The 14,115-nt window shown below is 69.1% G+C and carries 11 protein-coding genes; 7 read left to right on the forward strand and 4 right to left on the reverse strand.

Features of this window, described 5'->3' with window-relative positions; all coding sequences use genetic code 11:
• Nucleotides 1-130: 130 nt before the first annotated feature.
• The 3 genes from ACEYYH_RS03870 (at nt 131) to rpoC (ending at nt 8,236) form a co-directional block, all read left to right on the forward strand.
• Nucleotides 131-535 (forward strand): hypothetical protein, encoded by a 405-nt coding sequence (locus tag ACEYYH_RS03870; protein ID WP_374976975.1) that lies wholly within the window; start codon nt 131-133, stop codon nt 533-535.
• Nucleotides 536-824: 289 nt separating this feature from the next.
• Nucleotides 825-4,322: a DNA-directed RNA polymerase subunit beta gene (gene rpoB, locus ACEYYH_RS03875; protein ID WP_374976976.1), complete on the forward strand. Its 3,498-nt coding sequence runs from the start codon at nt 825-827 to the stop codon at nt 4,320-4,322.
• Between the two features lie 41 nt (nt 4,323-4,363).
• The gene (rpoC, locus tag ACEYYH_RS03880) at nt 4,364-8,236 is read left to right on the forward strand and encodes a DNA-directed RNA polymerase subunit beta' (RefSeq protein WP_374976977.1); all 3,873 of its coding nucleotides are present in this window, start codon (nt 4,364-4,366) and stop codon (nt 8,234-8,236) included.
• Nucleotides 8,237-8,338: 102 nt separating this feature from the next.
• On the opposite strand, the gene ACEYYH_RS03885 is transcribed toward rpoC, so the two are convergent.
• The 3 genes from ACEYYH_RS03885 to ACEYYH_RS03895 are packed head-to-tail and all read right to left on the reverse strand — an operon-like array spanning nt 8,339 to nt 10,208.
• Nucleotides 8,339-8,986 carry a DUF3618 domain-containing protein gene (locus ACEYYH_RS03885; RefSeq protein WP_374976978.1) on the reverse strand — a complete coding sequence of 216 codons (648 nt, stop codon included), beginning with the start codon at nt 8,984-8,986 and terminating at the stop codon, nt 8,339-8,341.
• The gene (locus ACEYYH_RS03890) at nt 8,986-9,405 is read right to left on the reverse strand and encodes a phage holin family protein (protein ID WP_374976979.1); all 420 of its coding nucleotides are present in this window, start codon (nt 9,403-9,405) and stop codon (nt 8,986-8,988) included. The genes ACEYYH_RS03885 and ACEYYH_RS03890 overlap by 1 nt, the downstream gene beginning before the upstream one ends.
• Entirely contained in the window at nt 9,402-10,208 is an 807-nt protein-coding gene (locus ACEYYH_RS03895; RefSeq protein ID WP_374976980.1) for a hypothetical protein, read from the reverse strand. Before ACEYYH_RS03895 ends, ACEYYH_RS03890 begins: the two co-directional genes overlap by 4 nt.
• Before the next feature lie 255 nt (nt 10,209-10,463).
• Between ACEYYH_RS03895 and ACEYYH_RS03900 the strand changes: the two genes are divergently transcribed.
• Entirely contained in the window at nt 10,464-11,078 is a 615-nt protein-coding gene (locus tag ACEYYH_RS03900) for a hypothetical protein (protein WP_374976981.1), read from the forward strand.
• Between the two features lie 12 nt (nt 11,079-11,090).
• Here ACEYYH_RS03900 and ACEYYH_RS03905 read toward each other — a convergent pair whose 3' ends face one another.
• Nucleotides 11,091-11,684 carry a hypothetical protein gene (locus ACEYYH_RS03905; RefSeq protein WP_374976982.1) on the reverse strand — a complete coding sequence of 198 codons (594 nt, stop codon included), beginning with the start codon at nt 11,682-11,684 and terminating at the stop codon, nt 11,091-11,093.
• A gap of 114 nt (nt 11,685-11,798) precedes the next feature.
• Between ACEYYH_RS03905 and ACEYYH_RS03910 the strand changes: the two genes are divergently transcribed.
• The 3 genes from ACEYYH_RS03910 to ACEYYH_RS03920 all read left to right on the forward strand — a co-directional run bounded on the left by ACEYYH_RS03910 (nt 11,799) and on the right by ACEYYH_RS03920 (nt 14,054).
• Complete coding sequence (locus ACEYYH_RS03910; protein ID WP_374976983.1) at nt 11,799-12,773, forward strand: ABC transporter; 975 nt, start codon at nt 11,799-11,801, stop codon at nt 12,771-12,773.
• Nucleotides 12,774-12,813: 40 nt separating this feature from the next.
• A complete protein-coding gene (locus ACEYYH_RS03915) occupies nt 12,814-13,314 on the forward strand; it encodes a hypothetical protein (protein ID WP_374976984.1) in 501 nt (166 codons plus the stop codon).
• Between the two features lie 71 nt (nt 13,315-13,385).
• Nucleotides 13,386-14,054 (forward strand): spermidine/putrescine ABC transporter substrate-binding protein, encoded by a 669-nt coding sequence (locus tag ACEYYH_RS03920; RefSeq protein WP_374976985.1) that lies wholly within the window; start codon nt 13,386-13,388, stop codon nt 14,052-14,054.
• Nucleotides 14,055-14,115 lie beyond the last annotated feature (61 nt).

Here is a 14,115-nt window from a genome sequence, read left to right on the forward strand (position 1 = left end):
TTGGCGCGATCTGGGGAGTTTCGCCATGGTTTCGGTGCATCGATGTATCGGTGGTCGTGCGCCGTCCGGCTTCCGGGCGTGCTTCGGCAACTCCCTTCCACGCCGGCGCGCGCAGGAGTATGTTGCGGCGGTGACGGCGTCGACGGGGACGCAGTCCGTCCGAACCGGGGCCTCGGGCGTCATCTCGAGGAGGAGAAGAGCGATGAAGAAGGCCTTGGCGTGTGCGGTCGTGGCGATCGGGCTGGTGCTCGGCAGCGGCGGAGCCGCGATGGCAGGAGAAGTGAACGGCAACGGGGACGACATCCCGGCGCCGGGGAAGGCGCACTCTGCGTGCGTGTTCTCCGGACAGGACACGGAGGACACCGTCGAGATGAATCCCCCGGGCTTCGACGACGATGCTCTTGCGGAGCGGGGCAACCAGAAGCACGGGTACAAGGGCATCCAGAGTTATGGCATGTTCGTGAGCGCCGGACTGAAGGACATGGTCCCGAGCCCCGGGATGGCCTGCAATCCCAACGGCGGCTTCGAAGAATAGGCGATCCGCGCACGACGGCCCTCCCCGGTCTCCCGGGGAGGGCCGTCGCGTTCCGCACCGGCTTATACCGCAGCATCCAGAACTTTTCAAGAATCCGACTGGACACGGCGCGTCGTCCGACGTATAGTGGGTCTTTGCGCTCTTGGATTCCCCCTGCCCTCATATGGTGGTCGGCTGTGCCTGCGCCCCCTCACGTTCACGTGAGGAGTGCCGCGCGGGTTTCGGGGATGACGAGCACTCCACCTGACGACAAGGAAACGAGCCCTACGGGCCCACGGAGGTAATCCCCTTGGCTGCTGCGAGCAACGCATCCAACCCCACCACCCCCAAGAACGGACGCGGAGCTTCCCGCCTCTCGTTCGCCAAGATCTCCGACACGCTGACGGTCCCCGACCTTCTCGCGCTGCAGACCGAGTCGTTCGACTGGCTCGTCGGCAACGAGGCATGGAAGGCCCGCGTCGCCGACGCGAAGGCCGCCGGCCGCACCGATGTGCCCGAGGTCTCGGGACTCGAGGAGATCTTCGAGGAGATCTCGCCCATCGAGGACCTGAGCGAGACCATGCAGCTCTCGTTCACGAACCCGTACCTCGAGCCCGAGAAGTACTCCATCGAGGAGTGCAAGGAGCGCGGCAAGACGTACGCGGCCCCGCTCTACGTCGAGGCCGAGTTCATGAACCACCAGACCGGTGAGATCAAGACCCAGACGGTCTTCATGGGCGACTTCCCGCTCCAGACCGACAAGGGCACGTTCATCATCAACGGCACCGAGCGCGTCGTCGTGTCGCAGCTCGTCCGTTCGCCCGGCGTCTACTTCGACAAGACCCCCGACAAGACGTCCGACAAGGACATCGTGTCGGCGCGCGTCATCCCGTCGCGCGGTGCCTGGCTCGAGTTCGAGATCGACAAGCGCGACCAGGTGGGCGTGCGCATCGACCGCAAGCGCAAGCAGTCGGTCACCGTCTTCCTGAAGGCCCTCGGCCTCACCAGCGAGGACATCCTCGCCGAGTTCGCCGGCTTCGACTCGATCGAGGAGACGCTCTCGAAGGACACGATCCTCACCAAGGAGGACGCGCTCCGCGACATCTACCGCAAGCTCCGTCCGGGCGAGCAGGTCGCCGCCGAGGCCGCCCGCGCGCTCCTGGACAACTTCTACTTCAACCCGAAGCGCTACGACCTCGCCAAGGTCGGCCGGTACAAGATCAACCACAAGCTCGGTCTCGACAAGCCGCTCACCGACTCGGTGCTGACGGTCGACGACATCGTCGCGACGATCAAGTACCTCGTCCGCCTGCACCGCGGCGACGTCACGTTCGACGGCGTGCGCGGCGGTAAGCCGGCCGAGATCCGCCTCGATGTCGACGACATCGACAACTTCGGCAACCGCCGCATCCGCGCCGTGGGCGAGCTCATCCAGAACCAGGTCCGCACGGGTCTGTCGCGCATGGAGCGCGTCGTCCGCGAGCGCATGACCACGCAGGACATCGAGGCGATCACGCCGCAGACCCTGATCAACGTCCGCCCCGTCGTGGCTGCGATCAAAGAGTTCTTCGGCACGTCGCAGCTGTCGCAGTTCATGGACCAGAACAACCCGCTCGCGGGTCTGACCCACAAGCGCCGCCTCTCGGCCCTCGGCCCCGGCGGTCTGTCGCGTGAGCGCGCAGGCGTCGAGGTCCGCGACGTCCACCCGTCGCACTACGGCCGCATGTGCCCCATCGAGACGCCGGAAGGCCCGAACATCGGCCTGATCGGCTCGCTCGCCTCGTTCGCGCGCATCAACGCGTTCGGCTTCATCGAGACGCCGTACCGTCGTGTCGTCGAGGGCAAGGTCACCGACCAGATCGACTACCTGACCGCCTCGGAGGAGAGCGACTACATCGTCGCCCAGGCCGGCGTCGAGCTGAAGGCCGACGGCAGCTTCGCGCAGGACCGCGTCCTCGCCCGTCGCGGCAACGGCGGCGAGGTCGACCTCTTCCACTCGGAGGAGATCGGCTACATGGACGTCTCGCCGCGCCAGATGGTGTCGGTGGCGACCTCGCTCATCCCCTTCCTCGAGCACGACGACGCGAACCGCGCCCTCATGGGTGCGAACATGCAGCGCCAGGCCGTCCCGCTCCTGCGTTCGGAGTCGCCGGTGGTCGGCACGGGCATGGAGGGCTTCGCCGCGATCGACGCCGGTGACGTCGTCACCGCCGACAAGCCCGGCGTCGTCGTCGAGGTCTCGGCAGACGTCGTGACCGTGCAGCTCGACGAGGGCGGCACGCAGGACTACTTCCTGCGCAAGTTCGACCGCTCGAACCAGGGCACGTCGTACAACCAGCGCGTGGTCGTCTCGGCCGGTGAGCGTGTCGAGGCCGGAGAGGTCATCGCCGACGGTCCCGCGACCGAGAACGGCGAGCTCGCCCTCGGCAAGAACCTCCTCGTCGCGTTCATGACGTGGGAGGGTCACAACTTCGAGGACGCGATCATCCTCAGCCAGGACCTGGTGAAGGACGACACCCTCTCCTCGATCCACATCGAGGAGTACGAGGTCGACGCCCGCGACACCAAGCTCGGCAAGGAGGAGATCACGCGTGACCTCCCCAACGTGAGCCCCGACCTGCTCAAGGACCTCGACGAGCGCGGCATCATCCGCATCGGCGCCGAGGTTCGCCCCGGCGACATCCTCGTCGGCAAGGTCACGCCGAAGGGCGAGACCGAGCTCTCGGCCGAGGAGCGCCTGCTCCGCGCGATCTTCAACGAGAAGAGCCGCGAGGTGCGCGACACGTCGCTGAAGGTGCCCCACGGTGAGCAGGGCACGATCATCGCGGTCAAGGAGTTCAACGCCGAGGACGGCGACGACGAGCTCGGCTCGGGCGTCAACCGCCGCGTCGTGGTCTACATCGCCCAGAAGCGCAAGATCACCGAGGGTGACAAGCTCGCCGGCCGCCACGGCAACAAGGGCGTCATCGCGAAGATCCTCCCCGTGGAGGACATGCCGTTCCTCGCGGACGGCACGCCGGTCCAGGTCATCCTGAACCCGCTCGGCATCCCCGGTCGAATGAACTTCGGCCAGGTCCTCGAGCTCCACCTCGGCTGGATCGCCAAGCAGGGCTGGAAGGTCGAGGGCACCCCCGAGTGGGCCGCCCGGCTGCCCGAGCAGGCGTTCGAGGCTCCGGCGGGCACCAAGGTCGCCACGCCGGTGTTCGACGGCGCGTTCGAGGCCGAGATCGCGGGTCTGCTCGACTCGACGAACCCGACCCGCGACGGCGAGCGCCTGATCGACTCGTCGGGCAAGACGCAGCTGTTCGACGGCCGCTCCGGCGAGCCGTTCCCGGCTCCGATCTCCGTCGGCTACATGTACATCCTGAAGCTGCACCACCTCGTGGACGACAAGATCCACGCGCGCTCGACGGGCCCGTACTCGATGATCACCCAGCAGCCGCTCGGTGGTAAGGCGCAGTTCGGTGGCCAGCGCTTCGGTGAGATGGAGGTGTGGGCCCTCGAGGCCTACGGCGCCGCGTACGCGCTCCAGGAGCTCCTCACGATCAAGTCCGACGACATCCTGGGCCGCGTCAAGGTCTACGAGGCGATCGTCAAGGGCGAGAACATCCAGGAGCCCGGCATCCCCGAGTCGTTCAAGGTGCTCATGAAGGAGATGCAGTCGCTCTGCCTGAACGTCGAGGTCCTCTCGGCCGACGGCACGGCGGTCAACCTCCGCGACACCGACGACGACGCCTTCCGCGCCGCTGAAGAGCTCGGCATCAACATCTCCAGCCGCTTCGAGTCCTCGTCGATCGACGAGATCTAAGCGCGCCAGGTAACGAACGAATTTCCGACACAGGAGAACCAGTGCTCGAATCAACCACTTTCGATCAGCTTCGCATCGGCCTGGCCACCGCTGACGACATCCGTCGTTGGTCCTACGGCGAGGTCAAGAAGCCCGAGACCATCAACTACCGCACCCTGAAGCCCGAGAAGGACGGTCTGTTCGGCGAGCAGATCTTCGGACCCTCGCGCGACTGGGAGTGCGCGTGCGGCAAGTACAAGCGCGTCCGCTTCAAGGGCATCGTCTGCGAGCGCTGCGGCGTCGAGGTCACCAAGTCCTCCGTCCGTCGTGAGCGCATGGGCCACATCGAGCTCGCCGCGCCCGTCACGCACATCTGGTACTTCAAGGGTGTTCCCTCGCGCCTCGGGTACCTGCTCGACATGGCGCCGAAGGACCTCGAGAAGGTCATCTACTTCGCCGCCTACATGGTGATCTCGGTCGACGAGGAGGCGCGTCACCGCGACCTCTCGACGCAGGAGAACAACATCCGCCTCGAGCTCAAGACGCTCGCCGACCGCCGCGACGCGCGTGTGGCCGCTCGCCTCCAGAAGCTGGAGGAGGAGCTCGCCGCGCTCGAGGAGGAGGGTGCCAAGGCCGACCAGAAGAAGAAGGTCAAGGACGCCGCCGAGAAGGAGATGGCCGCTATCCGCAAGGGTACGGACGACCAGATCACGCGTCTCGAGAAGGTGTGGGAGGACTTCCGCACGCTCGAGGTCGGCCAGCTCAAGGGCGAGGACGAGATCTTCCACGAGCTCCAGGACCGCTTCGGTCAGTACTTCGAGGCCCACATGGGCGCGGAGTCGATCAAGCGCCGTCTCGAGGCGTTCGACCTGGCGGCCGAGGCCGACAGCCTGCACCTGCAGATCTCGGAGGGCAAGGGCCAGCGCAAGATCCGTGCGATCAAGCGCCTCAAGGTCGTCAACTCGTTCCTCCAGACCGGCATGAGCCCGGCCTCGATGGTGCTCGACGTCGTTCCGGTGATCCCGCCGGAGCTGCGCCCGATGGTGCAGCTGGACGGTGGCCGCTTCGCGACCTCCGACCTCAACGACCTGTACCGCCGCGTGATCAACCGCAACAACCGCCTCCGTCGCCTGATCGACCTCGGTGCCCCCGAGATCATCGTCAACAACGAGAAGCGCATGCTGCAGGAGGCCGTCGACGCGCTGTTCGACAACGGCCGCCGTGGTCGCCCCGTCACCGGTACCGGCAACCGCGCCCTCAAGTCCCTGAGCGACATGCTCAAGGGAAAGCAGGGTCGCTTCCGCCAGAACCTGCTCGGCAAGCGCGTGGACTACTCGGGCCGTTCGGTCATCATCGTGGGTCCGCAGCTCAAGCTCCACCAGTGCGGTCTGCCCAAGCAGATGGCGCTCGAGCTGTTCAAGCCGTTCGTGATCAAGCGCCTGATCGACCTCGGTCACTCGCAGAACATCAAGGCGGCCAAGCGCGCCGTCGAGCGCACGCGTCCGGAGGTGTGGGACGTGCTCGAGGAGATCATCCGCGAGCGTCCCGTGCTGCTCAACCGTGCGCCTACGCTGCACCGCCTCGGCATCCAGGCCTTCGAGCCGCAGCTCGTCGAGGGCAAGGCCATCCAGCTGCACCCGCTCGTCTGCGCCGCCTTCAACGCGGACTTCGACGGTGACCAGATGGCCGTGCACCTGCCACTGTCGGTCGAGGCTCAGGCCGAGGCCCGCATCCTGATGCTCGCCTCGAACAACATCCTGAAGCCGTCGGACGGCCGCCCGGTGACCCTGCCTTCGCAGGACATGATCATCGGTCTGCACCACCTGACCACGGTCATCGAGGGTGCCACCGGCGAGGGTCGTGTGTTCGGCTCGGTCGGCGAGGCGATCCTGGCCAAGGACGAGGGCACCCTCGACCTGCAGGCCAAGGTCCGCATCCGCATCCCGGGTCTCGCGTTCCTCGAGGGCGAAGCCCCCGAGGGCTACGAGCGCCACGGCCTCGTGGACGCGTCGCTCGGCCAGGCGATCTTCAACGACACGCTCCCCAAGGGCTACCCGTTCGTGCGCGAGCAGGCCGACAAGGGCAAGCTGTCGCAGATCGTCAACAAGCTCGCCGAGGAGTACCCGAAGGTGGAGGTCGCGGCTTCGCTCGACCGCATCAAGGACGCCGGCTTCTACTGGGCCACCCGTTCGGGTGTCACGGTGGCGCTGAGCGACATCCTCACGCCGCCGAACAAGGCCGAGATCGTCGCCGGTTACGAGAAGCAGGCGGCGAAGGTCCAGGGCCAGTTCGAGAAGGGTCTCACCACCGACGCCGAGCGTCGTCAGGAGCTCATCAAGATCTGGACCGAGGCGACCGACGAGGTCCAGAAGGCGATGCGCGACCACTTCCCGGCCGACAACACCATCAACCGCATGGTCTCGTCGGGCGCCCGTGGTAACTGGCTGCAGATCCGCAACATCGCGGGTATGCGAGGCCTGGTGAACAACCCGAAGGGTGAGATCATCCCGCGCCCGATCATCTCCTCGTACCGCGAGGGTCTGTCGGTGGCGGAGTACTTCATCGCGACGCACGGTGCCCGTAAGGGTCTGGCCGACACGGCCCTCCGTACGGCCGACTCGGGTTACCTCACGCGTCGCCTGGTGGACGTCTCGCAGGATGTCATCATCCGCGAGGAGGACTGCGGCACGACCAAGGGTCTCGAGTTCACCATCGCCGCCCCCGGCGCCGACGGTGCGCTGGTGCGCGACGCGAACGTCGAGAACTCGGTGTTCGCCCGCACGCTCGCGGCCGACGCTGTCGACCCGAAGGGCGAGGTCGTCGCCTCGGCCGGTGAGGACGTCGGCGACGTGCTCATCGACAAGCTCGTCGCGGCGGGTGTCGAGTCGATCAAGGTCCGCTCCGTACTCACCTGTGACTCGGCGGTCGGCGTCTGCGCGAAGTGCTACGGCCGTTCGCTCGCGACCGGCAAGATCGTCGACATCGGCGAGGCCGTCGGCATCATCGCGGCGCAGTCGATCGGTGAGCCCGGCACGCAGCTGACGATGCGTACCTTCCACACCGGTGGTTCGGCGTCGGCCGACGACATCACGCAGGGTCTTCCCCGCGTGCAGGAGCTGTTCGAGGCCCGCACCCCGAAGGGCGCGTCGCCGATCGCCGAGGCCGATGGCCGCATCACGATCGACGAGACCGACAAGTCCAAGAAGGTCATCCTCACGCCCGACAACGGCGACGAGCCGCACGTCTACCCGGTCCTGAAGCGCGCGACGCTCCTGGTCGAGGACGGACAGCACGTCACCGTCGGTCAGCCCATCCTGGTCGGCACGCTCGACCCCAAGGAGGTCATGCGTGTCATGGGCGCCCGCGAGGTGCAGAAGTACCTCGTGAACGGCGTCCAGGGCGTGTACCGCTCGCAGGGTGTGCCGATCCACGACAAGCACATCGAGGTCATCGTCCGTCAGATGCTGCGCAAGGTCACCGTGGTCGACCACGGCGACACGACGCTGCTGCCGGGTGAGCTGGTGGACTTCAAGCGCTACCAGACCATCAACCGCGAGGCGGTCGGCGAGGGCAAGCGCCCCGCGTCGGGTCGCCCGGAGCTGATGGGTATCACGAAGGCGTCGCTCGCGACGGAGTCGTGGCTGTCGGCCGCGTCGTTCCAGGAGACCACCCGCGTCCTCACGCAGGCGGCCATGGAGGGCAAGAGCGACCCGCTCATGGGCCTCAAGGAGAACGTCATCATCGGAAAGCTCATCCCCGCCGGAACCGGACTCGCGAAGTACCGCGACGTCACGGTCGAGGCGACGGAGGAGGCCAAGAGCGAGCGGTACCCCAACCGCATCTTCGCCTCGGACGGCGCGTACACCGATGCCGACCTGAGCTACGTCGACTTCGACAGCTTCTCCACAGACGGTTTCACCACCGACTACAACTGAGTTCGCTCCCTCCGGTCGTTGAGCGAGCGGAGCGAGTCGAAACACTCAAACGAAGGGCCCTGGCTTCCGCCAGGGCCCTTCGCCGTTCACAGGACGGATGCCTCAGCCCAGCCGGTGCCAGCCCTCTGTGTCGTCCGGTCGCGACGCGGCGCGGTCGTCCGGCGACATGTTGTCGGCGACATTCTCCTTGACCCGCTCGGCGGTCGCCTGCGTCTCCTCCTTGACCGTTTCGGCGGAGTCGACCGCGGACTCCTTCACCTGTTCGACGGCGTCCTGCGCCGGACCCTTGAGGTTCTCGGCGAGCTCCCCCGCAGCATCCTTCGCCTCGCTCACCGCCTTGTCGACGAGCGGCTGGGTCTTGTCCCGGAGAGACGCGGCGAGCCGCGTCTCGGAGTCCGTCGTGGGAATCAGGCTCGCCACCAGGAACCCGACGCCGGCCGCGAGGAGCCCCACGACGATGGGCGCGCCCTGCGCCTTCTGCTTCGCCTTGTGCGGCAGTTCCTTCACGGCGTCGCCGGCGGTGCCCATCGCGTCGCCGACGGAGTGGCCCGCAGAGGATGCGGTGTCGCCCACGTCGTCGGCGACACCCATCACGTGGCCCTTCATATCGCCGAACGCGCGACGCACCCGTGTGGTCTGCCGTTCCATGATCTTCGGCGGCGACACCTTGTCGGCGAGGGCGTCCACGTCCCGGCCGAGCTCATCGCGCGTCATCTCGATGTCGGCACGGATCTGGTCTGGGTTGCTCATCATCGGTTCTCCTCATTTCTCTTCAGTGCTTCGGGGATCTCCTTGACGGTCTCCACCGTCTGCGGTGCTCCCTGCACGGTCTTCAGGCGGCTCCGGCCGACGGCGTACAGGATTCCGGCGATGATGGCCCAGATGACGGCGACGATCACCGCCGACCATCCGAGGCTGTCGATCAGGTCGCCGAGGCCCCACCACAGGGCGACGCTCAGGAAGAAGACGGCCATCACGGCCGCGTAACCGGCGCCCCCGAGCAGGCCGGCGCCCATCCCCGCGCGCTTGGCGGACTCCGAGAGCTCCGCCTTCGCCAGTTCGAGCTCCTGGCGCATCAGATTCGACAGGTCGCGGGAGACCTCGCCCACGAGGTCGCCCAGCGACGTCTCCGCCGCCTTCTGCTGCGACGGTGTGGGCATGTCGGTCATCGGCGTGCCTCTCCGCTCGGCGACCACTCACCCTGCGCGGTCTCGCCCGACGAAGCGTCCTGCCCGTTCGCCGGCGTGCGTCCGGTCCCGCTCGACAACGGGGCGCCCGGTGCCTGGTCGGCGAGGGCGTCGGCGATGGGCGTGCCCTCGTCCGAGGTGCCCGTGGCCGCGCCGAGCCCGCCTGCTGCGGCTGCCGCACCGCTGCGACCCGTCGTCGTGCCGCCGGTCATGCCGGTCGAAGCGGCGGTGAGCGTCGGACGCTGCGCGCCCGAGGTGCCGCCGGGCGAGGAGCTGCCGTTGTGGGAGTCCGCCATGAGCGCGCGAGTGAGCCGTCCGGCGACGATGCCCACGCCCAGTGCGATCACGAGGAAGGCGCCGGTGTGGCGGCGCGCGTACCCGCGCACCTCGCGGACGACGTCCGCCGGTTCGCGCTGCTCGAGCCAGTCGGCGGCGCGCCGGGTCTGTTCGCCGATCGCGCGCACGGCGCTCGTCGCCATGCCGCCGGAGCCCGTCGCCGTGCCCGATGCCAGCCCCTCGAGTTCGTCTCCCGTGCCGCGCAGGGCGTCGGCCGCCCGGCGCTGCTGGGTGGACGCCTGGTCCGCCAGCTGCACGCGTGTCTCGTCGAAGAAGCCGCGCGCGGCGTCCTTCACGTCATGGGCGACGCTGCCGATCTCATCGCCCGCGACACCGGCGACGTACATCGCGCCCGCGTCGACCTCGGCGACCGTGTCGACGGCGCGCTCCTTCATGTCTCCCGCACCCGCGCTCTGGTCCGCGGGCGATCCGGTCTCGTAAGTCGACATGCTCCTCCTCCATCTCACCGGCGGCGTCGGCCGGCGATGTGCCGGCCGGGGGAATCCGCCGTGGCGAACACCTTCCGTGACGAACGGGGGAAGCGAAGAGGGGGTCGAGATCTGCGCCGCGGCGGAGTATTGTCACGCGCCCGTACGCGGGCGAACAACGGATGCCTCGGCCCGCGGTATCCTCGGGCGCCCCGCGCGCGCCGAGCCGCAGCATCCGTGATCCCGGCTTAACGTGGAGGCGGAGGTGGGGGCCCCATGGCGAGGACCGGCGGACGCAACTCGTGGATCGCCGTGCCCGTCGGCCTGCTGTGCGCGGCGGTGGTCGCCTCGCTCGTGTGGCTGGCGCTGCCGATGGTGCCCGTGGCCATCACGTGGGTGGGTGACACGCTGCGCAGCGCGACGGCCCCGCGGCCCGAGGCGACGCCCGAGCGGACGCCCGCGCAGACCGCGGCGGAGGGCGGTGCGGTCGACTGCCGGACGCTGTACTCCGACGACCTGTGGAACGAGTTGATGTGGCGGGAGGGATCGCTGCTCAACCAGTCGATGGCGGCACCTGCGACGTCGGCGACCGCGTTCGCCGACGCGGCCTCACCCGACGTGCTCGTGACCTGCGGGTGGCGGTTCGACTCCGGCAGCATCGTCACGACGCTGTCGAAGGTCGACGCCGACGCCGCCACGATCGCCGAGGCGGCGCTGGCGGGCGACGGGTTCTCGTGCCGGACGGCCGACGGTGCCACACGGTGCGATCGCACGCGGGGCGCGGTCCGCGAGGAGCACACCCTGCGCGACGGACTGTGGCTCGTCAGCGTCGAGTCCGACTGGCATCCCGAGGACTACGGTCCGCGGGTCGACCACACCGTCTGGGGCTGACCCGCCCGGCGATCAGCCGAAGATGCTCGCGACGACCGCGGCCGTGTACCCCGCGGGCGCGAGGTTCGAGTACTGCGTGTCGATGAGGATGTCGTCGCGCCAGAACAGCGTGCGCCCGTCGGTGACCGGGTACGTCTCGTTCTGCCACGTCTTCTCGCAGCGCGTGCCGCCGTCGGGGGTGTAGCAGGTGTAGCCCTCGTCGGTGACGAGCGTGTTGAGCATGTCCAGCGCCGGCCCCCGCGACATGTACGAGATCTTGGTGACCAGACCCGTCGTGTCGGCAGCGGGGTCGCGCCACACGCACACCAGGCCGCCGTCGGGCTGCGGTCCCGACGCGCCGAAGGCGGGGTCGTTGAGCGGCACGCCCTCGAGCTGCGCGAGCACGTCGGCGGTGAGGATCGCGCGGCAGTCGTCGGGGATCTCGGCGTCCGCCGTGGGCGACGGCGTCGGGGTGGGGGTCGCGGACGCCGACGACGAGGTCGACGGCGTCGGCGTGAAGGTGAGTCCGCCTCCCGAGGGCGCGTCGGGTGCGCACGCCGTCAGCACGGCGAGTGCGAGGAGAGCGGATGCCGCCGCCGCGGCAAGTCGGAGCCTCCGTGGTGCCATGGGCTCAGGGTAACGGCGCGGGCGCGGATTCCCCCGGCACGCCTCCGTCGTATGCGCGGAACTGCGGGCTACTCTGCCTCTGCGGGGATGAGCCCTGCGTGAGGAGTGCCTGCGATGAGTGACCCCAAGTCGACCTACGGCGAACCCGTCGAGGAGCCGCGCGGCGTCGACGACGTCGTCGGTCGTGCGAACGAAGGTCTCGCCGACGCCGAGGCCGCCCGCCGTGACACCGGCGCCACCGAGACTCCTGCCGCAGAGACCCCCGCCGCAGAGACCCCCGCCGAGGCTCCGTCCGACGCGCCCTCCGACGCGGACGCCGCCGATGCTCCCGCCACCGGCGAAGCGCCGACAGCCCCCGAGCCCGACCCGTGGAATTCGCCCGAGGCCGCCTCCCTGAGCTACGCGTCGACCCCGACGCCCGCTCCGGCCGCCGACGACTCGCCGACCGTCGTGGTGCCGCCTGTGGTGACCCCGAGCGAGCCCGTCATCGCCGAGCCTGCGGTGGTCGCCGCGGCCGCCCCGCAGCCGATCTTCGTGCAGGCGCCCGAGGCACCGCGCCCGCGGGGCAACCGCGCCGCCGCGGGAGCCATCGGCCTGCTCGCCGCGGTCGCGTTCGCTGTGCTCTACCTCGCGGTGTGGCTCGGCGTCGACGCGATCAAGGGCGACGTCACCGGGGAGAACGTCGGCACGACCGCCCTCGAAGCCCTCGCGACGTGGTCGCTGTGGGTACCCGTCGTCGTGTTCTTCATCGGCTTCTGGCTGCTCGGCGCCATCATCAACCGCGGCCGCTGGGGCGCATGGGTGATCTTCGGCATCCTCGTGGGCGTCGCCGCATACGGCGGACACATCCTGGGAACGCTGTTCCAGGCGCCCTTCTGGAACCTCACCGCCAGCGAAGGCGCCAAGCTCGTCGAGGGCGAACTGCTGGCGCCGCTGGCGATCGCCGCGTTCATCATCGGCCGCGAGCTCACGATCTGGTTCGGAGCGTGGGCCGCCGCGCGCGCGAAGCGCGTCACCGAGCTCAACGTCGAGGCGCAGCGCGAGTACGAGCGTACGCTCGAGGCCGGGCCGCAGCTCGTCCGTCCGTAGGACCCGTTCGCGGCCGTGCCCGCCGACGTAGGCTGGCGGCATGGCCACCGACGGTTCGCCAGGGCCGTCGCAAGGACCCGTGCGACCGCCCGTCGCCCTGGCCTTCGCGACGATGGGCTTCGTCGCGCTCCTGATCTTCGGGCTCGGCATGACGAGTCTCGTGACGGGGGCGGCCGTCATCGCGACCCCCGGCCTCGGGCAGGCTCCCGGGATCACCGGTGTCGTCTGTGCGACGCTCGCGTTCGCGGGCGGCCTGTGGGCCGCGATCGCACGTGCCGGGACGCGGCATCCGTCGTACTGGGGTGCCGCGTGGACGACCGCCGCGACCTTCCTCGCGTACCTCGGGGGAGTGTGGTTCGGGGCCGTGTTCACCGGCGCCGACCTCGGCGCCGCGACGGCGGTGGTGGGCCGCCTCGCGACGACGTGGTTCGGGGTCGCTGTCGCGGCCGCGGCGTTCGTGTCGTCGTGGTCGGGCATCGCACTCGTGCGCACCCGCGCCCGCCGCCCACGGTGGCCCTGGGAGGACGAGTTCGACGAGTGACACCAGCGCGACGGCGCCGGAAACCCCGGAAATCCGCGCGGGAACGGATGCTGCGCACTAGCGTGGAGCGTGTGGAGCGGTCGCTCGAGACCCAGGTCAGCCAGGCAGTGGACGCCTGGCTCGCGTGGGTGCCCCGCTGGGAGCCCGCGACGCACCACGGCCGGACCGCCCCCTGTCGCCGGTGCTTCGGGTCGCCGGTGCTCTCTGCCGCGGGCCTCGGCACCGACGTGCCGCACGGCGTTCAGCACGGCCTCTCGACCCGCATCAAGACGATCGTCGACCGGTCCGTCGCCGAGTACACGGCGCGGAACCTGCCGATGCTGCAGGCGGAGCTCGACCAGCAGGCGGCCCGCAACCGCGCACGCAGCTACCGCCCCGGCGAGGGGCTCGACCCCGAGTTCGAGGGGCTGCCGATGGACCCCGATCCGGTGCCCGGCGCACCGTTCCTCTTCACGATCGCGGGGCTCGCCGAAGAGGCCGACGCGCACGTGCCGGCGCTCCCCCCGCTCAGCGAGGAGGCGAAGGCCGCGCTCCGCCAGGAGGTCGGTCTCGCCGACGACTACGCGAACATGGTCGGGCGCGAGGTGTGCACGATCCTGCTCCACCATCGCCTGCGCATCCAGGCCGCGGTGACCCAGTACGTCGAGCCCCAGATCGAGGCGATGCTCGCCGATCTCACGAAGTCGCTCGACGCACCGTTCGACCCCCGCGATCCCGGGGACGCTCCGCGGCTAGACTGACGCCGGCCCCGTCACTGCGGCACGGCACTGCCCGCCTGTCGCACGCGCTCCCACTCTCCAC

The sequence above is a fragment of the Microbacterium trichothecenolyticum genome, from assembly GCF_041938625.1.
In the GTDB taxonomy this organism is placed as follows: Bacteria; Actinomycetota; Actinomycetes; order Actinomycetales; family Microbacteriaceae; genus Microbacterium; species Microbacterium trichothecenolyticum_D.

What these genes read in the sequence shown, in the direction of transcription:
- ACEYYH_RS03900 (WP_374976981.1), top strand. Translation starts at nt 10,464, where the DNA reads ATGGCGAGGACCGGCGGACGCAACTCGTGGATCGCCGTGCCCGTCGGC.
- ACEYYH_RS03885 (WP_374976978.1), bottom strand. Translation starts at nt 8,986, where the DNA reads ATGAGCAACCCAGACCAGATCCGTGCCGACATCGAGATGACGCGCGAT.
- ACEYYH_RS03890 (WP_374976979.1), bottom strand. Translation starts at nt 9,405, where the DNA reads ATGACCGACATGCCCACACCGTCGCAGCAGAAGGCGGCGGAGACGTCG.
- ACEYYH_RS03910 (WP_374976983.1), top strand. Translation starts at nt 11,799, where the DNA reads ATGAGTGACCCCAAGTCGACCTACGGCGAACCCGTCGAGGAGCCGCGC.
- ACEYYH_RS03915 (WP_374976984.1), top strand. Translation starts at nt 12,814, where the DNA reads ATGGCCACCGACGGTTCGCCAGGGCCGTCGCAAGGACCCGTGCGACCG.
- ACEYYH_RS03905 (WP_374976982.1), bottom strand. Translation starts at nt 11,684, where the DNA reads ATGGCACCACGGAGGCTCCGACTTGCCGCGGCGGCGGCATCCGCTCTC.
- ACEYYH_RS03895 (WP_374976980.1), bottom strand. Translation starts at nt 10,208, where the DNA reads ATGTCGACTTACGAGACCGGATCGCCCGCGGACCAGAGCGCGGGTGCG.